General features: G+C 65.7%; 23 protein-coding genes. 10 read left to right on the forward strand and 13 right to left on the reverse strand.

All coding sequences use genetic code 11. The annotated features are described in order from the left end of the window. Positions 1–19: 19 nt before the first annotated feature. The 3 genes from LJ760_RS02815 to LJ760_RS02825 are packed head-to-tail and all read left to right on the forward strand — an operon-like array spanning position 20 to position 3,050. Entirely contained in the window at positions 20–973 is a 954-nt protein-coding gene (locus LJ760_RS02815) for a 1,4-dihydroxy-2-naphthoyl-CoA synthase (protein WP_227919047.1), read from the forward strand. A 7-nt stretch (positions 974–980) separates the two neighbouring features. Beyond that, positions 981–2,117, forward strand: a complete 1,137-nt coding sequence (locus tag LJ760_RS02820; RefSeq protein WP_227919049.1) for an AMP-binding protein — start codon at positions 981–983, stop codon at positions 2,115–2,117. Positions 2,118–2,165: 48 nt separating this feature from the next. Beyond that, positions 2,166–3,050 carry a 1,4-dihydroxy-2-naphthoate polyprenyltransferase gene (locus LJ760_RS02825; protein ID WP_227919052.1) on the forward strand — a complete coding sequence of 295 codons (885 nt, stop codon included), beginning with the start codon at positions 2,166–2,168 and terminating at the stop codon, positions 3,048–3,050. Between the two features lie 23 nt (positions 3,051–3,073). On the opposite strand, the gene LJ760_RS02830 is transcribed toward LJ760_RS02825, so the two are convergent. Next, positions 3,074–3,379 (reverse strand): DUF4229 domain-containing protein, encoded by a 306-nt coding sequence (locus LJ760_RS02830; protein WP_227919054.1) that lies wholly within the window; start codon positions 3,377–3,379, stop codon positions 3,074–3,076. Positions 3,380–3,463: 84 nt separating this feature from the next. On the opposite strand from LJ760_RS02830, the gene LJ760_RS02835 reads away from it, so the two are divergent. Beyond that, the gene (locus LJ760_RS02835; RefSeq protein WP_227919056.1) at positions 3,464–3,835 is read left to right on the forward strand and encodes a PLD nuclease N-terminal domain-containing protein; all 372 of its coding nucleotides are present in this window, start codon (positions 3,464–3,466) and stop codon (positions 3,833–3,835) included. A 133-nt stretch (positions 3,836–3,968) separates the two neighbouring features. Here the strand turns inward: LJ760_RS02835 and ccsB are convergent, their stop codons facing one another. The 5 genes from ccsB to LJ760_RS02860 are packed head-to-tail and all read right to left on the reverse strand — an operon-like array spanning position 3,969 to position 8,953. Next, positions 3,969–5,009 carry a c-type cytochrome biogenesis protein CcsB gene (gene ccsB, locus LJ760_RS02840; protein WP_227919058.1) on the reverse strand — a complete coding sequence of 347 codons (1,041 nt, stop codon included), beginning with the start codon at positions 5,007–5,009 and terminating at the stop codon, positions 3,969–3,971. Beyond that, positions 5,009–6,793 carry a cytochrome c biogenesis protein ResB gene (gene resB, locus LJ760_RS02845; protein WP_227932964.1) on the reverse strand — a complete coding sequence of 595 codons (1,785 nt, stop codon included), beginning with the start codon at positions 6,791–6,793 and terminating at the stop codon, positions 5,009–5,011. The genes ccsB and resB overlap by 1 nt, the downstream gene beginning before the upstream one ends. After that, entirely contained in the window at positions 6,793–7,590 is a 798-nt protein-coding gene (locus LJ760_RS02850) for a cytochrome c biogenesis CcdA family protein (protein WP_227919061.1), read from the reverse strand. Before LJ760_RS02850 ends, resB begins: the two co-directional genes overlap by 1 nt. Positions 7,591–7,595: 5 nt before the next feature. Continuing rightward, positions 7,596–8,231: a TlpA family protein disulfide reductase gene (locus LJ760_RS02855; protein WP_374200031.1), complete on the reverse strand. Its 636-nt coding sequence runs from the start codon at positions 8,229–8,231 to the stop codon at positions 7,596–7,598. Between the two features lie 59 nt (positions 8,232–8,290). Next, entirely contained in the window at positions 8,291–8,953 is a 663-nt protein-coding gene (locus tag LJ760_RS02860) for a histidine phosphatase family protein (protein ID WP_227919063.1), read from the reverse strand. 158 nt (positions 8,954–9,111) lie between these two features. Here LJ760_RS02860 and LJ760_RS02865 point away from each other — a divergent pair, with 158 nt between their 5' ends. From LJ760_RS02865 to LJ760_RS02875, 3 genes are all read left to right on the forward strand, one after another. Beyond that, on the forward strand, positions 9,112–9,651 hold the full coding sequence (locus tag LJ760_RS02865; RefSeq protein WP_227920890.1) for a YceI family protein: 540 nt from the start codon (positions 9,112–9,114) through the stop codon (positions 9,649–9,651). A 261-nt stretch (positions 9,652–9,912) separates the two neighbouring features. Then, positions 9,913–10,632 carry a hypothetical protein gene (locus LJ760_RS02870; protein ID WP_227919065.1) on the forward strand — a complete coding sequence of 240 codons (720 nt, stop codon included), beginning with the start codon at positions 9,913–9,915 and terminating at the stop codon, positions 10,630–10,632. 965 nt (positions 10,633–11,597) lie between these two features. Further along, positions 11,598–12,701, forward strand: a complete 1,104-nt coding sequence (locus LJ760_RS02875) for a hypothetical protein (protein WP_227919067.1) — start codon at positions 11,598–11,600, stop codon at positions 12,699–12,701. On the opposite strand, the gene LJ760_RS02880 is transcribed toward LJ760_RS02875, so the two are convergent. Further along, a complete protein-coding gene (locus LJ760_RS02880) occupies positions 12,657–13,415 on the reverse strand; it encodes a redox-sensing transcriptional repressor Rex (protein ID WP_227932962.1) in 759 nt (252 codons plus the stop codon). The genes LJ760_RS02875 and LJ760_RS02880 overlap by 45 nt on opposite strands. Next, positions 13,415–13,666 (reverse strand): glutaredoxin family protein, encoded by a 252-nt coding sequence (locus LJ760_RS02885; RefSeq protein WP_227919072.1) that lies wholly within the window; start codon positions 13,664–13,666, stop codon positions 13,415–13,417. Before LJ760_RS02885 ends, LJ760_RS02880 begins: the two co-directional genes overlap by 1 nt. Positions 13,667–13,732: 66 nt before the next feature. Here LJ760_RS02885 and LJ760_RS02890 point away from each other — a divergent pair, with 66 nt between their 5' ends. Next, complete coding sequence (locus LJ760_RS02890) at positions 13,733–14,545, forward strand: HAD family hydrolase (RefSeq protein ID WP_227919075.1); 813 nt, start codon at positions 13,733–13,735, stop codon at positions 14,543–14,545. A gap of 139 nt (positions 14,546–14,684) precedes the next feature. On the opposite strand, the gene LJ760_RS02895 is transcribed toward LJ760_RS02890, so the two are convergent. The 5 genes from LJ760_RS02895 to LJ760_RS02915 form a co-directional block, all read right to left on the reverse strand. Next, on the reverse strand, positions 14,685–14,783 hold the full coding sequence (locus LJ760_RS02895) for a 30S ribosomal protein bS22 (protein WP_003792170.1): 99 nt from the start codon (positions 14,781–14,783) through the stop codon (positions 14,685–14,687). A 209-nt stretch (positions 14,784–14,992) separates the two neighbouring features. Further along, positions 14,993–15,205: a helix-turn-helix domain-containing protein gene (locus tag LJ760_RS02900; protein ID WP_227919077.1), complete on the reverse strand. Its 213-nt coding sequence runs from the start codon at positions 15,203–15,205 to the stop codon at positions 14,993–14,995. 198 nt (positions 15,206–15,403) lie between these two features. Continuing rightward, positions 15,404–16,744, reverse strand: coding sequence for an NADP-specific glutamate dehydrogenase (gene gdhA, locus LJ760_RS02905; RefSeq protein ID WP_227919079.1), 1,341 nt, complete (start codon positions 16,742–16,744; stop codon positions 15,404–15,406). A gap of 103 nt (positions 16,745–16,847) precedes the next feature. After that, complete coding sequence (locus LJ760_RS02910; protein ID WP_227919081.1) at positions 16,848–17,327, reverse strand: ArsR/SmtB family transcription factor; 480 nt, start codon at positions 17,325–17,327, stop codon at positions 16,848–16,850. Positions 17,328–17,694: 367 nt separating this feature from the next. Further along, positions 17,695–18,903 (reverse strand): acetoin utilization protein AcuC, encoded by a 1,209-nt coding sequence (locus LJ760_RS02915; RefSeq protein WP_227919082.1) that lies wholly within the window; start codon positions 18,901–18,903, stop codon positions 17,695–17,697. A 110-nt stretch (positions 18,904–19,013) separates the two neighbouring features. Here LJ760_RS02915 and LJ760_RS02920 point away from each other — a divergent pair, with 110 nt between their 5' ends. After that, positions 19,014–20,423: a TrkH family potassium uptake protein gene (locus LJ760_RS02920; protein WP_227919083.1), complete on the forward strand. Its 1,410-nt coding sequence runs from the start codon at positions 19,014–19,016 to the stop codon at positions 20,421–20,423. Further along, entirely contained in the window at positions 20,416–21,084 is a 669-nt protein-coding gene (locus tag LJ760_RS02925) for a potassium channel family protein (protein ID WP_227919084.1), read from the forward strand. The genes LJ760_RS02920 and LJ760_RS02925 overlap by 8 nt, the downstream gene beginning before the upstream one ends. The last annotated feature ends 715 nt before the right edge of the window (positions 21,085–21,799 follow it).

Here is a 21,799-nt window from a genome sequence, read left to right on the forward strand (position 1 = left end):
CGGGCGATAAACTCGGTTTGTGAGCACAGAACTTCCAGTACAGGTGTCCGATATCTTCGACCCGCAGCAGTGGCGTCTTGTTTCCGGGTTCGAGGACCTGCAGGACATGACGTACCACCGTCAGGTGGAGCGCGACGCCGACGGCGCAGTCGTGCGTGACCTGCCGACCGTGCGTATCGCGTTCAACCGGCCGGAGGTCCGCAATGCCTTCCGCCCGGGCACCGTGGACGAGCTGTACCGGGCCATGGACCACGCCCGGATGACGCCGGACGTCGCCACCGTCCTGCTCACCGGCAACGGCCCCTCCCCCAAGGACGGCGGCCACTCCTTCTGCTCCGGCGGGGACCAGCGGATCCGCGGCCGCGACGGGTACCGGTACGCCGAGGGAGAAACGAAGGAAACCATAGACCCGGCACGCGCCGGCCGGCTGCACATCCTGGAAGTGCAGCGCCTGATGCGCACCATGCCCAAGGTGGTCATCGCCGTTGTGAACGGCTGGGCAGCCGGCGGCGGCCACAGCCTGCACGTGGTCTCGGACCTGACCATCGCCTCGCGCCAGCACGGCAAGTTCAAGCAGACCGACGCGACCGTGGGCAGCTTCGACGCCGGTTACGGCTCGGCGCTCCTGGCCCGGCAGATCGGCCAGAAAAAGGCCCGCGAGATCTTCTTCCTGGCCCGGGAATACTCCGCCGAGGAGATGGTGGCCATGGGCGCCGTCAACGAAGCCGTGGACCACAAGGACCTGGAAAAGGTCGCCCTGGAATACGCCGCAGACATTGCCCGGCAGTCGCCGCAGGCCATCCGGATGCTCAAGTTCGCCTTCAACCTGGCCGACGACGGCCTGGCCGGGCAGCAGGTCTTTGCCGGCGAGGCGACGCGGCTGGCCTACATGACGGACGAGGCGGTGGAGGGCAAGGAAGCATTCCTGGCCAAACGCGACCCGGACTGGTCCTCATTCCCCTACTACTTCTAGGACCCTCTTGGAACTGCTCCCAGTCCTGATTACCCCCGGCTTCGACGCCGGCATGCTGCTCTCCCCGCTTGCCGATGCCCTGGCCGGGGAAGGCCCCGCGGTGGCACCGCACACCGACCCGGACCAGACGTTCGAGGGTGAACTGCCCAATGACGACATTGCCCTGGTGGTCAGCACCTCCGGCTCCACCGGCACCCCGAAGCAGACCATGCTCAGCACGGATGCGCTGGCCGCGTCCTCGATGGCCACGGCCATGGCCCTGAAGTCGGACGGGCAGTGGCTGGCGGCCCTGCCGGTCAACTACATTGCCGGAATCCAGGTCCTGGTCCGCTCCCTGTACGCCGGGACGCAGCCGGTCTTTATGGACCTTTCCGTGCCGTTCAGCGCCGAGGTGTTCACCCGTGCCGCCGAGGACATGACGGACCGCAACCGCTTCACCTCGCTGGTGCCCACCCAGCTTCACCGCCTGCTGCAGGATCCGGCGCCGGAAACCCTGCGCGTGCTGCGCCGGTTCAACGCCATCCTGCTCGGCGGCGCACCGGCCGGCGCTCCCCTGCTGGAAAAGGCCCGCGGCTACGGGCTGAACGTCGTGACCACCTACGGGATGAGCGAAACCTGCGGCGGGTGCGTTTACGACGGCGTTCCGCTGCCCGGCGTCGACGTCATCCGGTGGGAGGGACGCCTCTGGATTGCCGGTGACGTCCTTTCGGACGGTTACATGGGCCGGCCGGACCTGACCGAGGACCGTTTCCGATTCAACTCCGGACGCCGCTGGTTCCGCACGGATGACACCGGCACAGTGGACGACGCCGGCAGGGTCACCGTCTCCGGCCGGCTGGACGACGTCATTGTCAGCGGCGGGATCAAGGTCTCCGCGCAGGCCGTGGCCGAGGTAGTGGAGACGGTTGCCGGCGTCGAGCAGGCGTTTGTGCTGGGCCTGGACGACGCCGAATGGGGCTCCCGGGTGGGCGCCGCCGTCGTGGGCAGCGTGGACCCGGAACTGATCCGCGACGCCGTCCGCTCCCGGCTGGGCGCCGCTGCCGTCCCGAAGGTGGTCCTGCTGCTGGAATCCCTGCCCTTGCTCCCCAACGGCAAGGCGGACCGCATGACGCTGCTGCGGCTGCTGGCCGCCGCGCGGCACTGACCCGTCTTTTACGCACCTGTCTCAACTCAAGAACTAAGGAACAACACCGTGGCTACAGCCGCCCAATGGTTAGAAGGCGCCCGTCCCAGGACGCTGCCGATGGCAATCGCGCCGGTCATTATCGGATCCGCCGCCGCGTACGACCTCGGCGGTTTCTCACCCGTCCGCGCCGTCCTGGCCGCCCTGATTGCCGTACTGCTGCAGGTGGGCGTGAACTACGCGAACGATTATTCGGACGGCATCCGCGGCACGGATGACAACCGGGTGGGGCCGCTGCGGCTGACCGGCTCCCGGCTGGCATCCCCGAAGCAGGTCAAGTACGCGGCGTTCGGCTGCTTCGCCGCCGCGATGCTGGCGGGAGTGGCCCTCGTGGTCCTGGCCGGCACCCCGTACCTGATCCTCGTGGGAATCGGCTGCGTTGCCGCTGCCTGGGGCTACACCGGCGGGAAGAACCCCTACGGCTACCGGGGGCTGGGCGACATCTTCGTCTTTGTGTTCTTCGGACTGGTGGCCACGCTGGGAACCACCTACACGCAGGCACTGGAAATCAACACAGCCTCGGTGCTGGGCGCCATCGGTACCGGCCTGATCGCCATGGCCCTGCTGATGGCCAACAACGTCCGCGACATCCCCACGGACCGGGTGGCCGGCAAGCGGACCCTCGCCGTGCGGCTGGGCGACGGCGCTGCACGGATCAGCTACGTGATGATGCTGGCCCTGGCGCTGCTGCTGCCCCTCTTCATCGCGGGCAGCTACCCGTGGATCCTGCTGGTGCTGCTGCTCATTCCGGCGTGCATCCTGCCCTGCGGGCTGATGCTCACGGGTAAAAAGGGTTCCAGCCTGATCCCGGTCCTGAAGCACACCGGCCTGATCAACCTCGGCTTCAGCGTGCTCTACGGCGCCGGACTCGTCCTCACGCGGCTGCTGGCCTAGGTTTACCGCGTCGCCGCGGCAGGCTAGGCGTCGCGGCGGCGGTCGTTGTCGATCTGCACGTCCGGGTTCTCGGCGACCAAGGTGTCCTCTGCCGCGGAATCATCCAGTTCGCCGCGGTTGCGCTTGGGTGCACGTTCCTCGGTGAAGCGCCGCTGTACCGTACGGGCCGCTTCGTCCCGCATATCACGGGCAAAAAGATAGGTGACGCACCACGCCAGCACGGCGGCGGCAAGCGCCGAAAGCACGATGCCGAGTTGCAGCAGCATGCAGATCACGAAGAAGACGGCCACCAAACCCAGGCGGAGAGCAGTAAATTTCCAGAAAGCCACGCCTTCATTCTAGGCGCTCGGCGTCCTCAGCGTTCCTTCCGTCCACCCGACGCCACGGACCGTGCCCTCCACTACAATGTCCGTATGCCCCGTCTTGTCTTGTTCGGCGTCATCATCGTCGCTGCCGTGATCATTTACGCCGCCATTGACTGCCTCATGTCCCGGGCAAACGAGGTGCGCAGCATCTCCAAGGTGTCCTGGATGTTCACCATCGTCCTGATTCCGGTCCTGGGCGCAGTGCTCTGGTTCCTGTTCGGCCGGCCCTCCGCAGGGCCCGGGCCGCGCGAGCCGCGGCGCCCCTCGGCGCCCGACGACGATCCGGAGTTCCTGCGCAACCTCGAGGTCCGGCGCCGCCAGGCACAGAAGGAAGCCGAACTGCGGGCCCGGGAGGCCCAGCTGCGGGCCAAGGAAGAAGGCAGGGATAAACAGAACGACGACGGCAAGCCCGGCGCCTGAGGTCCCTGCAGCACTTCGCAGACATAAGCTGATCACCGCATAAAAAAGACCCGTTCCGGATGTCCCGGAACGGGTCTTTCAGTGTCTGTGGGGCCGGGGCGGCCAGCCCCTGTGGAGCTAGACCCCGGTTGAGTTAGACGCCGGAGTAGCTGTGCAGGCCGGAGAAGAACATGTTGACGATCGTGAAGTTGAAGACCACGCAGAGGTAGCCGACGATCGACAGCCAGGCGGAACGGGTTCCGGTCCAGCCGCGGGTGGCACGGGCGTGCAGGTAGCCTGCGTAGACCACCCAGATAACGAAGGTCCAGACTTCCTTGGTGTCCCAGCCCCAGTACCGGCCCCACGCCTGTTCGGCCCAGATGGCGCCGGCCATGAGGGTGAAGGTCCACAGGACGAAGGCCACTGCGTTGATGCGGTAGGACAGGTTCTCCAGGCTCTGCGCGGAAGGCACGATGCGCATGAACGGCAGCCGTTCCTTGCGTCCGGCGCGGATCCGGGTTTCCCGGTCAGCCTGCAGGAGCTGCAGGACGGACATGGCGAACGTCAGCGTGAACAGTGCCGACGCAATCACGGCAACCGAAACGTGGATGATCAGCCAGTAGCTCTGCAGCGCCGGAACCAGGTGTGCCACCGGCGTCGGGAACCCGATGGTGGCGGCCATCATCATAACAAGCACCAGGCCCACCACTACGGTGCCGAGGAAGCGCAGGTCACGGCGGGTCAGCACCAGCAGGAACACCACGGCCACCACCAGGGCGCCCGTAGTGCAGAACTCGTACATGTTGCCCCAGGGGACGCGGTGCGCCGCCATACCGCGGGTTACGACGCCGGCCGCGTGGATGGCTGCCGCCAGCACGGTCAGGGCCACGCCTACCCGGGCTGCGTTGCGCCGCGGACCGGTGTAGCCCATGGCGCTGTCAGCGGTCTGTGCCTCGCGGCTGCCGTCGGCGTCCCAGTCCCGGGCGGAGCCGTTGCCGGCGCCGGCGCCGACGCCGACGGGAACGGTTTCACGCACGGAGGTCTTCTGTTCCAGCCGGCTTTCCACCGATCGGATGGTTTTACTGCTCTTGGCAAGGTCCCACGTGAACGCCAGGAAGGCGATTGTGTAGGCAAATGCCGCCAGCAGCATAAAGAGCTCGCTGTAGCTGGCTAGGGTGTAATCAATGGAGGGCATTACTGGTCCTTACCTGATTCTTCTGTGGCGGTGCTATCTGCCGATGCGTGTGCGGAGACGGTGGCCCGTCCAACATTTTGTCCTTCTGCGTCCTGCCCTGCCAACCACTTCTCAGCGAACAGTCCGCGGAGTGCAGCTGCTTCACTGGTCAGGCGGGGATCTTCGCCCCGGGCCAGCAACCCGTATTCAACCATTACCCGTCCGTCGGGATGCTGGCCGGCCCGCACCCAGACCCGCCGGCGTGCCAGGAACAGCGAGGCAGCCAGACCGGACAGGGAGAGCACGGCAAACACGAGGACTCCGGTCTTTCCCGGATCGTAGTGGATGTCCAGGGCTGCGTACCGTTTGAGGCCGTCGAAGGTGATGGATCCCTTGCCGTCGGGGAGTTCATACGTCTCGTTGGCGCCCAGCACAATGCCGCCGGCGTCGAGGTCGCGGTTGTTCAGCGGCGTCAGGTCTTCGGTTTCCAGCACGTAGACGTTGGAAGGCACTCCTTCGTCCAGCCCCAGGTCCCCGTAGTAGGAGTTGAGGTTCAGCTGGGGATTGATCGGATCCGGGTCGCCGGAGTAGCTGACTCCGGCTTCGTCGATCATGGCGGTCGGCAGGAAGAACCCGACGAAGCCGAGCTGGTCCGGCTTGGCATCCGGAGCCTTGACCACGGCCAGGGAGGTGTACATGGCATCGGTGGGCACGGCCACGACCGGGCCTTCCAGCGCCACGTTGCCCTCGCCGTCGCGCACCGTCACCATCGGGGCGTAGCCGTTGCCCACCAGGTACACCCGGGTGCCGCCCAGCGTCAGGGGCGAGTTGACCTTCAGGACCTGTTCCTCGGCCTCGGCCTCGGGGTCTTCCTTCACCGTCACGTTCGCCGTGAAGTCCAGGGGCTGTCCGTAGTGGGTCTCGGATTCGCGGTCGAATTCGATCTCGAAGTCGTCCAGCGTCAGGGAATAGGGGCTCAGCTGGTCTTCGGTGAAGTTGGAGCCGGGCGTGAAGGTGTCATAGCTGACCAGGGTGTTAACGAAGGACTCGCCCTCCACCACGATCTTCTGTCCGCTGTAGCCGAACAACCCGCCCAAAGCCACGCAGGCCAGGACGCCGATCAGGCTGGTGTGGAACACCAGGTTGCCCAGTTCCTTGGCGAAGCCGCGCTCGGCGCCGACGGAAGGACGTTCGCCGTCCTCGTCCCGGATGTCCACGCGGTAACCGCGGCGGCGCAGGATCTTCGCGGCGTCGCGCACGGCATCCGCCGGTGTCAGTGACAGCTGCGCCGGAACCGTGAGCGTGCCGTACTCGGGCATCCGGGAAAGACGGCTCGGCGTGCGCGGAGGCTTGGAGCGCATGGCCTTGAAGTGGGCCTTGGCCCGGGGAATCACGCAGCCGATCAGCGAGATGAACAGCAGGAGGTAGATCGCCGAGAACCAGACGGAGGAGTACACGTCGAAAAGCTGGAAGCGGTCCAGCCAGGGCCCGGTTTCGGGATTGTCCTTGATGTACTGCGTGACTACCGAAGGATCGGCGGGGCGCTGCGGAAACAGTGATCCCGGCACGGCGGCGACGGCGAGCAGCAGCAGCAGGAACAGCGCCGTCTTCATGCTGGTCAGCTGGTTCCAGGCCCAGCGCAGCGTGCCAAGCAGGCCCAGTGCGGGCAGCGCAACGTCGTCCCGGCGTCCCTTGGCGGGGCGGGGGTTGGACGGGCGGGGCGTTGTTGCTTTGTCTGTCACGTCATCCGGTCCGGGGGTCAAGGTGTTCTCATTGGTCGTCTGTTCTTCACTGGGTTTCGGCATCAGATCGGCAGGGTCACGTTACCCAACCAACCTTGGAGCTGGTTGATCCACTGGTTCCAGACTCCGCTGACCATCAGCAGGCCCAGGGCAATCAGCATGCCGCCCCCGAAACGCTGCAGGGCCAGCCGGTGCCGGCGGAAGATGCCAAGGGCGCCCATGCCGCGGCGGAACCCGACGGCGATGAGCAGGAAGGGCAGCCCCAGTCCGAGGCAGTACACGAAGGTCAGCAGGGCTCCCTTTGCGGCGCTGGCGTCGCTGCCGGAGAAGGAAAGCAACTGGACTGCCGAAAGCGTGGGGCCGATGCACGGTGCCCAGCCCAGCCCGAAGGTGATGCCGAGCACCGGAGCTCCCCAGAGCCCGGCCGGCGGCTTGGCTTCGATCTTGCGGTCCCGCTGGAACCAGCTCATGCCGCCCATAAACACGATGCCCAGCAGGATCACGACGAGGCCCAGGACCTGCGAAATCCAGGCCTGTTCGGAGCCTTTCAACCACGCACCCAGCTGTCCGATTCCGGCGCCCAGGGCCACGAAGACCACGGAGAAGCCGAGCACGAACAATCCGATGCCGGCGAACATCCGTCCCCGCCGCTGCTTTTGCAGGTCGACGCCGGTCAACCCGGTGACATAGCCGAGGTAGCCCGGAACCAGGGGCAGCACACAGGGGGAAAGGAAGGATACGAGGCCGGCGAGGGCAGCCACGGGGATAGCCAGCAGTACGGACCCGTTCAGGACGGTGTCTGCAAAGGTATTGGCGGTGGACTCGGTCACCGGGGCCACGACGGCAGTAAGGAAGGACACTGTCCCTACGCTGCCAGCGAGTCGCTGATCAGGGCCTTCAAGGTGCCCTTGTCTGCCAGTCCGAGGATGCGGGCAGCCACGCGGCCCTGCCGGTCCAGCACCAGCGTGGTGGGTACGGCCGACGGCGGAACGAACTTGGTCATGGCCAGCAGTACGCCGCCGTCCTTGTCCCGGAAGCTGGGGTACGGAATATTGAAGTTCCGTTCGAACGCTTCCGCGGTGGCCTTCTCGTCCCGGATGTTCACGCCGTAGAAGCGGGCACCGGCACCGGCGAACTCATCGTGCAGCTCCACCAGGTCCGGGGCTTCCTTCCGGCACGGGGCGCAGGCCGCGTACCAGAAGTTGAGTACGACGACGTCGCCCGCCCAGTCAGCGGAGGTCACCTCGGTGCCGTCGAACAGGGAACCGGAGAACTGCACCGCTTCTCCGCGCTCGGCTGCGTCGTATTCAGTGACGGAGCCGTCGCCGGCAATGTAGTTCTTGTTGTCTCCAGCGTTGGCCTGTTCGGCCAGGGGGTCATCCGTGGAGCAGCCGGTGGCAGCTGCGGCAAAGGGGACGGCGAGGGCCAGCCCGGCACCGAGCCGAAGGAAGGAACGTCGCCCAAGGGCTTCCGGCTCAGCAGGGCGTGTGCGGTTCTTCAAGGATTTCCAGCTTTCATCGCGGCAGGGAGGAGCCACTTCTACAACGCGTAGTAATTCTATTATGCTCCCGGAACATTTGCTGCACCGGGAAGGAGGTCCGCGCTGGGCTCGGCGTAGCGCACGCCGGTGAGTACGGCGCCGTCGAACTCCAGGGTGGTGACGGACGTCAGGGTGCACTCGCGCTGGCGGGGGTCATGCCAGAGCTTCCGGCCCTCGGCTGCGAGCCGGGTGACCCAGATGGGCAGCTGGTGGCTGACCAAAACGGCTTCGGCATCATCTCCGCCAAGTTCCACGGCGCGCATCCGTGCATCATCAACGGCGGACATCACACGGGCAACCTGCTTGGCGTACGGCTCCCCCCAGGAGGGACGCATGGGATTGCGCAGGAGCGGCCAGTACCGCGGATTGCGCAGCTGGCTCTTGATGCGGGACATGCCCTCAAAGCGGTTTTCCGCCTCTATGATCCGCTCGTCCGTGGCGATTTCCAGGTTCAGTCCGGCCGCCAACGGGGCGGCGGTCTCCTGGGCCCGGGTCAGCGGCGAAGCAACCAGGTAGACCAGGTTGGCCCCCTTGCTGCGCTCTTCGATGAAGTGTTCCGCCACCCGGTCCGCCATCTGGCGGCCGAGGTCGGACAAATGGAACTCCGGAAGGCGTCCGTAAAGGACCTTGTCCGGATTGAAGACTTCACCGTGGCGCACGAGGTGTATGGATGAGCGGGACATGTGTCCCAGTTTCGCAGAGTTGGAGCCGTCAGCTAAATCTTCGAAATCGACGGACCCATTTCACTTGAACCTTTAACCAAACCGTGCAACACTGTATGCAAATGCATGAAAGTGCCGTCGGGGCCTCCCGGCAGCACCGCTACCAGAAGGAGCTCTCCATGATCCCCAGCGGCCTCACCACCGGAACCTGGAATTTCGACGCCTCCCACAGCGAAGTGGGCTTCACTGTCCGTCACGCCGGCATCAGCAAGGTCCGCGGCAACTTCGACAAGGTCGAGGCTACCCTCGTGGTCGGCGAGACCCTGGCTGACACCGTGGTCACTGCCGTGATTGCCGCTGACTCCTTCAACTCCAACGACGCCAATCGTGACGCCCACGTCAAGAGCGCGGACTTCTTCGACGTCGAGCAGTTCCCGGAGCTGACGTTCACTGCGACCGGAATTGAAGGCGCCGGTTCCACCTACAAGATCACAGGCGACCTGACGATCAAGGGCATCACCCACTCCGTCGTCATGGACACGGAGTTCAACGGTGTGGCCGTGGATCCCTTCGGCGCCACCCGCTCCGGCTTCTCCGCCAGCACGGTTATCAGCCGCAAGGATTTTGACCTGACCTGGAACGCGGCACTGGAAACCGGCGGCGTCCTGGTGGGCGACAAGGTCACCATCAACGTTGACGCAGCCTTCGTAGCAGCCTAGCCCCCCATTCCCCCCCCCACAGGGCGGCCCCGGACCCATTGGTCCGGGGCCGTTTTTTTGGGGCTGTTTTCCGGGACTGTCCTCGGGGCTGTACTCCGGGGCCGTCTTTCCGGGACTGTTTTCGGGGACCATCTTTCCGGGACCCCTGACCGTCCCGGACCCACCGCGATACGCTGGATGTTTGGCTGCGGGGGCGCCCCGGCCACGCCGACGGCACCTTCGTCCAGCCGCTTCGAGACACCAACCAGCAAGCAGGCGGACATGAGCACACCAGAGAACACTCCCGAGCCAGGGCGCGAGCCCAACCACCCGACCAATCCTGACGGCACAACCAGCCCCGAGGGTGCAGGCGGCGCTGCGAATCCCGATGGATTTACTGTTCCCGGAACCGGTCCCGGATCCCGTCCGGAGCCGCAGTACGGTCAGTATGCTCCAGGCGGCCCCTACGACAAGTCCGTCCCCTCCGGCTACCCCCAGCCCTCCGGCTACGCCCAGCCCTACTCCTATGCACCGCCGGTAAAACCGGCTAAGGGACCTGCCCCGCGCGAGGTCATCATCGGATCGTGGTTGATCCTTGCTGCCGGCGTGCTGAGCCTCATCAACAACGTCATCACCTCCTTCAGCCTGCCGTCGATCATGACTTCCCAGGAGCAGGAGGCGTTCGCCGAAACCGGTTTGGACGAAGAAGGCGTGAGCTCCTTCCTCATTTCCTTTGGCATCGTCGTGGCCCTGATCGGCTTTGCAATCTACGTGCTGATCGCGTTCTTTGTACGGAGGGGAAAAAACTGGGCCCGCATTCTGGGCACCGTGTTTGCCGCCTTCTCCTTAATCGGCATCTTCACCATGCTGGGCGCTTACTTCACCTCACCACTAAGCCTGATTTCGCTGGCCTCCAGCCTGCTGGGAATTGCCGGGATCGTGATGCTGTATCTGCGGCCGTCCACCCCGTACTTCCGCAAGGCTCCGCTGTACCCCTACTGAGTTCGCACAGTCCCGTCGGTTTCGGCGGGACTTCTCCCTTGCCGGATCGGGTTTCGCAGTGGAGGGGTCACACGCCGACCGTGCCCGCGTAGCGTTGTGTTCTCTTCCGGCGGCGAGTTGCTACGCAACGGCCCCGGAGTTCCGCCGTGAAGGGGAGGACCATGGCAGCTCTGCTTCCTAACCCGCAGCAACAAAAAACCCGTATTCCCCTGCGCAACCGGGCAGCCGATTCTCCGGAGTATGCAGGGCCCAACATCTTCATCCCGGAAGTACCGCTCCATCCCCCGACGGTATCCGGGGGCTCCCCGGCAGGCCCCGGCAGCGGATCCGGGAAACGGGAGGAACCTACCTCCCCTGAACCCGGCTCACCCTCAGGGATCGGGGAGAACGGCAGCGGCCACGCCCTCTACGTCTGGCTCCGGGCAGGGTTCCAGGGCGTCATCGCCTGGATTGGCAGCGGCCTTCATGGCACCTTTACGTGGTTGGGTGCAGGACTGCGGGGTATATCTGCCTGGCTTCGCGTCGGGGCGGGAGGAACCGCCGCCTGGCTCCGCACCGGGGTGCAGGGAACTTACTCCTGGCTCCGCAGCTTGGCACGCAGCGCATCCAATCATGTCCAAGCCGCGGCGCATGCCACCTCCAATCAAGCCCGGGCGGGAGCCCGGGCTACTTCTGCCGGCGTCCATACAGGGGTTGTCCGGGTCCGCGCCGGAGCACACGCCGTTTCGCTGCGGGTTCAAGCCGGGGCCCAGGCAACTTCTGCCGGAGTCCATGCCGGGGCGCATGCAACATCCATTCAGGTTCAAGCCGGCGCCCATGCCACCAGCGCTGCGGTCCAGTCCGGGGCCAACCGAGTTGGCGCCGGAGCCCGTGCCGCCTCGGCATGGCTCCAAGCCGCGGCCCATGCCGTCTGGAACTGGATACTTTCCGCTGCACACGCCGCATCGGCGGCGATTCAATCCGCGGTGCACTCGACTGTCGCCGGGGCGCGCGCTGCCGCCCATGCGGTGTCGGTGGCGGCCCGCGCCACGGCCCACGCCGTTTCGATGGCCGCCCGCACCACGGCCCACGCCGTTGCCGTCGCAGTCCGCACCATCGGAAATGCCATCTCCGTTGCCGCCCGGACAACAGCGCACGCCACAGCCGTAGGCGCCCGCGCCGTCGCCGACGCCGTTTCGACGGCCGCCCGCACCACAGCACACGCCACGGCCGTAGGCGCACGAACCACAGCACACGTCACGGCCGTAGGCGCCCGCACAACAGGGCACGCCACAGCCGTCGGTGCCCGCGCCGTCGCACACGCCGCCTCGGTGGTAGCCCACACCGTTGCACATGCCATAGCCGTTGCAGCCCGCACCACAGCGCACGCCACAGCCGTCGGTGCCCGCGCCGTCGCACACGCCACCTCGGTGGTAGCCCGCACCGTTGCACATGCCATAGCCGTTGCAGCCCGCTCCACAGCGCGCGCGATAGCCGTGGTGGTGCGGGCCGTACAGCGCCACCTGCCGGCGAACACCGGCAACCCGGTTCCTGCCATTGCCGCCGCATTCGCGCTGATTTCAGGTGCCGGCCTGCTCAATCTGTGGGGCACCATTACAACCGTTTCGCGGATGCCCATACCGGATTCGCTGCCGCCCGCCATTGCCCTCCTCGAGCGGTACGGAGTGACCGGCACCCACTATGCCAGGACGCAGGCTGCGGTAGAGCTCGCGTATGCCCTGGTGATCCTGGGATCCGCCCTCCTGCTTGCGGTTGCCGTTCGGGACCGGCACCGCTGGGCGCGGATAGCCACCGCGGTCCTTGCGGGCACGGCACTGTTCTACGCGACGAACGCAGGAACCGGCACCCAGTCTCTCGCGGCAGCCTTGGGCGTCGCAGGAGCCGCGATCACCTTCACCAAGGGAGCAGCTCCGTGGTTCCGCCCGCGGGTACTCTCGACTGAGCCGTTCGCGCCGCAACGGCACCAAACAAAGCCGCACCAACACCTAGGAGGCCAGGCGGAACCCCTGCCGTCGGAACCGGTCCTAGCGCGCCAGGCGGGCCCGGGCGGCGATCTGCGAAACCTGTGAACGCTGTGCGTGGTAGGCAAGGATCTGCAGTTCGGTCGCCATGTCCACTTTGCGGATCTGGACATCTTCGGGCGCCTGCAGCACTACGGGAGCAAAGCTGAGGATGCTGGTAATGCCGGACTCCACGAGGCGGTCGCATAGATCCTGGGCAACCTCGGCGGGCACCGAAAGCACCGCCATGTTCGCCTCCGTCTTCGCGAGCACTGCTTCAAGCGAGTCCACCGGGCTGATCCTTAGCCAGCCCACCTCCTGGCCGATAACCATCGGGTCGGCGTCGAACAGTGCCACAACCTCGAAGCCCCTTGAGCCGAACCCGGGATAGCCTGCCAAGGCACGGCCGAGGTTGCCGGCTCCTACTATGGCTACCCGCCAATTCAATGTCAGGCCAAGCGCGGCGGAAATCTGTCCGCTGAGATACGGAACGTCATATCCAACGCCGCGGGTCCCGTAGGACCCCAGATAGGACAGGTCCTTGCGCAGCTTGGGCGAATTAACTCCGGCCGCTTCGGCCAGCTCTTCAGAGGACACACGTTCTATCCCGTCGGCGAGCATGACGGACAGCGCCCTCAAGTAGATAGTCAACCGCGCCAGCGACGCCGGCGGTATGTGCCGTCCTGCACCCGCACCGGCCGACGATGGTCGGGCCGCCTCGCCGCTGTTGGCCGTTCCGCCCTCCAGGGCGGATCGTTCCGACCGGACTTCCTCGGGTGTCATCACGCCCCCAGCAGACGCCGCAGCCGTGTTTCGTCGATTTTCCAGAAGTCCCGTTGGACGCCGTCGATGAACAACACCGGGATCTCCTCGCCGAAGCGGACGGCGAGTTCCGGGTCATCCTCGGCACTGCGTTCCTGCCAGGGAATGCCAAGGTCCTCCCCCACGCGCCGGAGCACCAGGCGGGCGTCTTCGCACAAATGGCAGCCCGGTCGGGTAAGGAGGACGACTTCCGGTCCGACGGATTCACTCATATGTCCAAAATAGCCCCAATACGTCGGATTTCCGCGCTCAGGCCGGGTTTTGCGTAGACTCGGACCATGCCCCGAGCCACTGTAGTCCGAGCCACCGGAACCACAGACGCCGCGGGCAAACCTGGCGAAGCCGCCTTTTTCGACGTCGACAATACGCTCATGCGCGGTGCCAGCCTGTTCCACGTGGGCCGGAAAATGTACCAGCGGAAAGTCTTCACGATCCGTGAAGCAGCCGGGTTCGCGAGCAAGCAGCTGAGGTTCATGCTCCAGGGTGAAAACCTCAAGGACGTCCACTCTGTCCGCGACGCCGCCTTGGCCTTCGCCGTTGGTCTCTCTTCGGAGGATGTGCGCACGCTGGGCGAAGAGGTCTACGACGAAATGATTGTCTCCAAGATCTGGCCCGGCACCCGGGCCCTGACCCAGCAGCATATGAAGTCCGGCCGGCCGGTTTGGCTGGTCACCGGAACGCCCATCGAAGTTGCTTCGGTCATCGCCAGCCGGCTCGACCTCACCGGTGCCCTCGGCACTGTCAGCGAGGTCACCGACGGCATGTACACCGGACGCCTGGTGGGTGAGTTCCTGCATGGGCCAGCCAAGGCTGCCGGTGTCCGGGCGCTGGCCGAGAAGGAAGGCCTGGATCTGCAAAGCTGCTGGGCGTACAGCGATTCCTACAACGACGTTCCGCTGCTGAGCCTGGTGGGGCATCCGGTGGCGATCAATCCGGACGCACGCCTGCGCCGTCATGCCCGTGAGCGCAACTGGCCCGTGTACGACTTCCGGTCAGGCCGGAGGGCAGCAACGCTGGGCCTGAAGTCGGCGACCGTTGCCGGGGCGACGTACGGACTGTGGCGGGGGTTCTCCTGGGTGCGGGCCCGCTGACAGCCCAGCAGAGCTGACCGCCCGGCGGCTGCTTAAAAACCGGAGCCCGCCTATCCCTAGGGACTGGCGGGCTCTGCCGTAGCGGACCCAGCACTGCATGTGCAGCGGGGGCCAGCTGACAACGGTCGCTAAGAAGGACCTACTTCTTATTGCGACGCTGGTGGCGGGTCTTGCGAAGCAGCTTGCGGTGCTTCTTCTTGGCCATACGCTTGCGGCGCTTCTTGATTACTGAACCCACAGAGTCCTCACAAACTTATTAGGAGTCACCGGTTCCCCTCCCCTGTTGCCGTGGGCACAGGAGCTGGTTGCCGGTAGTTACTGGCTTTCGGTTAAAACGTTCCTTAACAGGGTACAGCTTCGGGGCTGTGGAATTTGCCAGCCCGGAACAGCAGCCGGGAACGGCGCGTCCCGGCGCTGTTCAGTGAAGCGGTGTACCCGAGGCAGGGCTTAGGCAGTGTCTGTACGCCGGTCAATAACGGCGTCGCGGAGCACCTTCTGGACGGCCGATTCAGGCACACGGTAGGACCGGCCGAAACGGACGGCCGGCAGCTCGCCGGAATGGACCAGCCGGTACACAGTCATCTTGGAGACCCGCATGACATCGGCAACTTCCGATACCGTCAGAAACCGCACATCCGAGAAGTTTCCCTCGTCTGCCATTTAGTCCCGTTCCTTTGCTCATTGCCGCCGCTCCCGACAGCAAGCCATGTGGGAGCACCTGTGGCTGAAGGATATCGCGTCACCGGCCTGTTGCGACGTGCGTCACTGATGGCCCCGTATGGTCCCTACTGTAGTGGCAGGAGTAACCATAGTGGAAGTTCTTTCCGCAGCCACGGGGCCCGGGCCGTGCAAGCCGGCCTAGATCACGCCCTGGGCCAGCATCGCATCGGCTACCTTCACGAAGCCGCTGATGTTGGCACCCACTACGTAGTCGCCGGGCGAACCGTATTCCTCTGCGGTCCGGGCGCACCGTTCGTGGATGTTGACCATGATTTCGCTGAGCCGGCGTTCCGTATGCTCGAAGGACCAGGAGTCCCGGCTCGCGTTCTGCTGCATCTCCAGCGCGGAGGTGGCGACGCCGCCCGCGTTGGCCGCCTTACCCGGGCCGAACAGTACCCCGGCGGCTTGGAATGCGGTGATGGCGGCCGGAGTGCACGGCATGTTCGCGCCCTCGGCCACGGCCCGGACTCCGGACTTGATCAATGCCAGCGCGTCTGCTTCGTCCAGTTCGTTCTGGGTGGCGCAGGGCAGGGCGACGCCGGCTCCCGCGTTCCAGATGGAACCCTCCGTCACGTAGCTCACGGAGTGTCCGCGGCGCTCGGCATATTCCGAGATCCGGCCCCGCTCCGTTTCCTTGATCTGCCGCAGCAACGGAACGTCAATGCCCTTTTCGTCAACTATGTAGCCCGCGGAATCAGAGCAGGCCACCACCGTGGCGCCGAGCATCTGGGCCTTGTCTATGGCGTTGATGGCGACATTGCCGGACCCGGAGACGATCACCCGCTGCCCGTCCAGGCTCATGCCCTTGGTCTTGAGCATCTCCTCGACAAACATCACCGCGCCGTAGCCGGTGGCCTCGGGACGGACCAGGGATCCGCCCCAGCTCACGCCCTTTCCGGTGAGGACGCCCGATTCGTAGCGGTTCGTGATGCGTTTGTACTGTCCGAAGAGGTAACCGATCTCGCGGCCGCCGACGCCGATGTCACCGGCCGGAACGTCCGTGTACTCGCCGATGTGCCGGTACAGCTCGGTCATGAAGGACTGGCAGAAGCGCATTACTTCAGCGTCGGACTTTCCCCGCGGGTCGAAGTCCGAGCCGCCCTTGCCGCCGCCGATCGGCATGCCGGTGAGTGCGTTCTTGAAGATCTGTTCGAAACCGAGGAACTTGATGATGCCCAGGTACACGGAGGGGTGGAACCGGAGCCCGCCCTTGTACGGGCCGAGGGCAGAGTTGAATTCCACCCGGAAGCCCCGGTTGATCTGTACCTGGCCCTTGTCATCCACCCAGGGCACCCGGAAGATGATCTGCCGTTCGGGTTCGCAGATCCGCTGCAGGATCGCGGCCTCGGCAAATTCGGGATGCTTGCGCAGCACGGGGGCGAGGGAGTCGAAGACTTCCACGACGGCTTGGTGAAACTCGGTTTCCCCGGGATTGCGACGGAAGACGTCGTCGCGTACGCGTGTCAGTACACGTTCCATTTGCTGCTCCTTAGAGGTTGGATTCCCCGGTTAGGACTACGCTAGCCCCGCGGATGCCGGGGATGCGATGCAAGGCGGGCCAAAGTGCCTGCGGGCCGCGTCCCTAGGGCCGGCGGCGGCGGAATTTCGGGAACTGGCCGAACAGGTCGGCGGCCCGCTCTGCGGCCCGTCCCACGGTGCGGCCGAGGTTCTGCACGCCGGCGTCCACCGGCAGCGGGCGGGTCTCCGCGGCGCCGGGCACCAGCGCACCGGCCGCCGCGGCAGCCGCGGTGGCGGGTTGGTGGCTTGCCGAAACGGATGCCAGGCGGGACTCCGTCAGCGACGCGAGGTCAAAGGCCCGCAGCCACAGGACCAGTTCCTCGAGCGGGGCAGTTTCCAGCGAGTAGTACCGGCGCTGGCCTTCGGCCCGCATGGAGACGAGTCCGGCTTCGCGCAGCACTTTCAGGTGCTTGGAGACCGTGGGCTGGCTGACCTCGAGTTCCTCCACCAGTGTCCCTACGGACTTGTCGCCGGTACGCAGGGCGCCCAGGATTTCACGCCGCGTACCTTCCGCGATTACTGCAAACACATCGTCAAAGACCATGGCATTTACCCTAGCGGATATGGGACCGGGAGCATCCCGGAGGACCACCGTATGCTCGCTGCGGCCGGTGCCTCGTTGCACTGCAGGAGCCGCGGGTTGAACCAGCGGTTCTGCTGGTTTACCGTACGCCGACCGCGTTGTTGATCATGTCCACCAGCTGGTTCGGGTCATCAACCGTGATCACGAGACGGTCAAATTTTTCCGCGGGGTCCAGTGCGATGACGACGGCGCGGTCATATCCGGAAATATTCCAGAACTGCTTCCGCCCGCCCGCGTGGAAGGTGCCGGACAGCTTGCCCGGCAGGCCCAGGCCGGGACCCCGCCAGTTTATCCGTACCCTCAGCCGGGAGCATCCCGGAGGAACCGCCTAGTCGAACCACGGATCCAGCCCGTGCAGCGGGAACAATTCCTTGCGGGTCGCCATCACGGTCCGGTCGATCTCGTCATTCGGGTCGTAGCCCACTTCCCAGGAACGCCACCAGATATCCGCCCCGTCTCCCAGCGTCTCGCCGGACTTCACGCCGTGCTTTTCCAGCACGTACTCGCGCCAGGCCGGGGGCAGCGGGGTGGCGGGACGCACCCGCCCGTTGGCAGCCACTGACATCAGCAACGCCCAGGACCGCGGCACCACGGAGGCGACGTTGTAGCCGCCTCCGCCGGTGGCGATCCAGCGGCCTTCGCACAGGCGGCCGGCCAGGTCGCTGATGGTCAGGGCAGCCTGCCGCTGGGCCTCCACGCTGACCCGGAGGCTGGTCATGGGATCATCCGTGTGGCTGTCACAGCCGTGCTGGCTGACAATTACTTCCGGAGCAAAGGCCTCAGTCAGCTGGGGTACCACTGCGTGGAACGCCCGCAGCCAGCCGGCGTCGGTGGTGCGTGCCGGTACGGCGATGTTGACCGCGGTTCCTTCGGCTGCCTTGCCACCGGTTTCGTTGGCGAAACCCGTCCCCGGAAACAGGGTCAGGCCGCTTTCATGCAGCGAGATGGTCATAACGCGGGGATCGTCCCAGAAAATGTTCTGCGTGCCGTCGCCGTGGTGGGCGTCGACGTCGATGTACACCACCCGCTGCACACCCTTGGCAAGGAGCCGCGCGACGGCGGCCGCGGCGTCGTTATAGACGCAGAATCCGGACGCTTTTTCATAGCCGGCATGATGCATGCCGCCGGCGAAGTTGACCGCGTGTGTCGCCTCGCCGGACAGGATGGCGTCCGCAGCGGCCAGGGAACCGCCGACCAACCGGGCGCTGGCTTCGTGCATGCCGGCGAAGACCGGCGTGTCCTCGGTACCCAGCCCCAGCAGGGTGTTGCAGTTCGCGGGGTCGGCTCCGGCGGCCTGCACGGCGCTGATGTAGTCGAAGCCATGGACGGTCAGCAGGTCGGCTGCCGAGGCGACATACGGCTCGGTCATGGAGACCCCTTCGAGGTCGAAAAGTCCCAATTCACGGGCCAGCCGGGCCGTCAGGTCCAGGCGCGCCGGGCTCATCGGATGGCCTGCGCCGAAGTCGTAAGCCAGCATGGATTCATCCCAGACAATGCACGTCGGCATAATGGGAAGGCTTAGCCCGGAACTGATCATGCAGACAGGCTACGTGATGCGGGCGCTACTCTGATATTGGTGTCCGCGCCCATCTGCCGGATAAGTGCTACTACTGTGCGGAACCACCGCGGAAAAGAACTGGACCACCCATGGCAATCCCACGGCAATCCCTGCTGGAGAAAGAGCAGCACAGCGGTCCCGCCATCGTTGCCGGGATCCGCGAGTTTGTGGGCGGGCTGGTCACCGGCCGGCCGGCGCGGCTGGCGCTTATCGTGTTCAGCCTGGTCATCCTGCTCTTTACCGCCCTGCTGAGCCTGCCTGCCGCTTCCAGCAGCGGGGAATCCGCCCCGCTGCACGATGCCTTCTTTACCGCTGTATCGGCCGTCTGCGTCACCGGCCTCACCGTGGTCTCCACCGCCACCTACTGGTCCGCCTTCGGACAGGTGCTGATCCTGATCGCGATCCAGGTGGGCGGTCTGGGCATCCTGACCCTGGCCTCGCTGCTGGCACTGGCCGTGAACAAGCGGCTCGGCGTCCGCGGCAAGCTCATGGCCCAGGAAGGTATGAACACGGGCCGGCTCGGCGAAGTGGGCCACCTGCTGCGCATCGTCTTCAGCACCGCCGTCGTAATTGAACTGGCCCTTGCCCTGATCATGGCGCCGCGGTTCATGATCCTGGGTGAGTCCCCCGGCCAGGCAATCTGGCATGCGGTCTTCTATTCCATTTCCGCGTTCAACAACGCCGGTTTCACGCCGCACTCCGACGGTTTGGTGCCGTACGAAGAAGACCTGTGGATCCTGATTCCGCTGATGCTCGGTGTATTTATCGGCTCGCTGGGCTTTCCGGTCATCATGGTCCTGCTGCAGACCCGTGCGCGGGTCAGCAAATGTAACCTGCACACCAAGCTGACCGTGCTGGTGTCCTCCATCCTGCTGGTGGCCGGCGCGATAATCTGGGGCGCCTTCGAGTGGTTCAACAGCCGCACCATCGGCGACCTGTCCCTGGGGGACAAGATCATCCACTCGATCTTCGCCTCGGTGATGACCCGATCCGGCGGCTTCAACCTGGTCTCCATGACGGACCTGGATTCCAGCACCCTGCTCATAACCGACATGCTGATGTTCGCCGGCGGCGGTTCCGCCTCCACGGCAGGCGGCATCAAGGTCACCACCATCGCCGTCCTGTTCCTGGCCGTGGTGGCCGAGGCCCGGGGCGACTCCGACGTCCGGGCCTTTGGCCGCACCATCCCGCAGGGCGCCATGCGGGTGGCAATCTCGGTGACCATCCTCGGCGCCACCCTGGTGGCGGTGGCCACGTCGGCATTGCTGGTCATCACCAATGAATCCCTGGAGCCGGTCCTCTTCGAGGTTATTTCCGCCTTCGCCACGGTGGGGCTGAGCACCGGCCTCAGCGAAGCCCTGCCGCCGTCCGGAAAGTACGTCCTGTCGATGCTTATGTTCGCCGGACGCGTCGGCACCATCACCCTTGCCGCGGCACTTGCCGTGCGCCACCGCAGCACCCTCTACCACTACCCCGAAGAAAGGCCGATCATTGGCTGACAGACCTCCCCACAATGCACCGGTCCTGGTCATCGGACTCGGCCGATTCGGTGCCGCCACCGCCGAGCAGCTTGTCCGGCAGGGCCGCGAGGTGTTGGCCGTGGAACGCGATCCGGCGCTCGTCCAGAAGGCTTCCGGCCTGCTGACGCACGTGGTCCAGGCCGACGCGACCAACATCGAGGCACTCAAGCAGCTGGGCGCCGAGGACTTCTCCGCCGCCGTCGTGGGCGTGGGCACCTCGATCGAGTCCAGCGTGCTGATCACCGTGAACCTGGTGGACCTGGGCATTGAGCACCTGTGGGTCAAGGCCATCACGCCGGCGCACGGCAAGATCCTTACCCGCATCGGGGCGAACCACGTGATCTACCCGGAGGCCGACGCCGGACGGCGGGCCGCGCACCTGGTCGGGGGCCGCATGCTGGACTTCATCGAGTTCGATGACGGTTTCGCAATCGTGAAGATGTACCCGCCGAAGGAGACGCAGGGCTTCACCCTGGGCGAGTCCAATGTGCGGGCGAAGTACGGCGTCACCGTGGTCGGCGTGAAATCCCCCGGTGAGGACTTCACCTACGCGCAGCCCGATACCAAGGTCTCCAGCCGCGACACCCTGATCGTGTCCGGGCACGTGGATCTGCTGGAACGGTTTGCGGCCCGGCCGTAGGTCGGTTTTCCGGTAGCCTGCGGGCCGGCTTCAGGGGAGGCTCGGGCGGCGGGCACCTGCGGGTCGCCTCCAGGCATGGCTCCGGCGGCGGGGCGCCTGCGGGCCGGCTTCAGGGGAGGCTCCGGCGGCGGGCACCTGCGGGTCGCCTCCAGGCATGTCTCCGGCGGCGGGGCACCTGCGGGTCGCCTCCAGACGTGGCTCCGGCGGCAACGAAATTCCTCGCTCGCAGAGCTCGCTTGGAATATTAAAGCCGCCTCCGCCACGCCTTACGGCGGTTAGCACCTGCACGAGCGTCGCCTGCAGAGCAAGTCAGAGCTACGGGGTCAGTTGGTTCGTAGCTTCCGATGCCCGGGCCGCTGCGCACGGGCGCCGGACTCGCTGATGCGTGCAATCACCCGAGGCATAGGCGCCAGCGGGAATCAGAGCAGCCCGCACAGCCGACAGCGCCGGTGATGCCTGTCGACCGAACGCAAAACCCTGCGGTTTGTGTAAAGACCCTGCGGTTTGTGCACTTCCCTCCGCCGCGCGGCGCAGGGATTGCCACAAACCGCAGGGAACCCGACAAACCGCAGGATTCCTGGGCGCAGTGCTGGCCTTGCAGCGGCACCCGTCCGCCCGCCCGAAGGGATCCTGACAGAGGCGGCAGCGGCACCCGTCCGGCCGAAGGGCCTGGCGGAGGCGGCTTTAATATTCCGAGCGAGCTCTGCGAGCGTAG

The organism is Arthrobacter sp. zg-Y895, from assembly GCF_020731025.1.
In the GTDB taxonomy this organism is placed as follows: Bacteria; Actinomycetota; Actinomycetes; order Actinomycetales; family Micrococcaceae; genus Arthrobacter_B.

Bases quoted from the DNA above. Each gene is read 5' to 3' on its own strand.
- LJ760_RS02835 (WP_227919056.1), top strand. From the start codon at position 3,464: ATGCCCCGTCTTGTCTTGTTCGGCGTCATCATCGTCGCTGCCGTGATC.
- ccsB (WP_227919058.1), bottom strand. From the start codon at position 5,009: ATGCCCTCCATTGATTACACCCTAGCCAGCTACAGCGAGCTCTTTATG.
- resB (WP_227932964.1), bottom strand. From the start codon at position 6,793: ATGCCGAAACCCAGTGAAGAACAGACGACCAATGAGAACACCTTGACC.
- LJ760_RS02860 (WP_227919063.1), bottom strand. From the start codon at position 8,953: ATGTCCCGCTCATCCATACACCTCGTGCGCCACGGTGAAGTCTTCAAT.
- LJ760_RS02865 (WP_227920890.1), top strand. From the start codon at position 9,112: ATGATCCCCAGCGGCCTCACCACCGGAACCTGGAATTTCGACGCCTCC.
- LJ760_RS02870 (WP_227919065.1), top strand. From the start codon at position 9,913: ATGAGCACACCAGAGAACACTCCCGAGCCAGGGCGCGAGCCCAACCAC.
- LJ760_RS02880 (WP_227932962.1), bottom strand. From the start codon at position 13,415: ATGACACCCGAGGAAGTCCGGTCGGAACGATCCGCCCTGGAGGGCGGA.
- LJ760_RS02885 (WP_227919072.1), bottom strand. From the start codon at position 13,666: ATGAGTGAATCCGTCGGACCGGAAGTCGTCCTCCTTACCCGACCGGGC.
- LJ760_RS02890 (WP_227919075.1), top strand. From the start codon at position 13,733: ATGCCCCGAGCCACTGTAGTCCGAGCCACCGGAACCACAGACGCCGCG.
- LJ760_RS02900 (WP_227919077.1), bottom strand. From the start codon at position 15,205: ATGGCAGACGAGGGAAACTTCTCGGATGTGCGGTTTCTGACGGTATCG.
- gdhA (WP_227919079.1), bottom strand. From the start codon at position 16,744: ATGGAACGTGTACTGACACGCGTACGCGACGACGTCTTCCGTCGCAAT.
- LJ760_RS02910 (WP_227919081.1), bottom strand. From the start codon at position 17,327: ATGGTCTTTGACGATGTGTTTGCAGTAATCGCGGAAGGTACGCGGCGT.
- LJ760_RS02915 (WP_227919082.1), bottom strand. From the start codon at position 18,903: ATGATCAGTTCCGGGCTAAGCCTTCCCATTATGCCGACGTGCATTGTC.
- LJ760_RS02920 (WP_227919083.1), top strand. From the start codon at position 19,014: ATGGCAATCCCACGGCAATCCCTGCTGGAGAAAGAGCAGCACAGCGGT.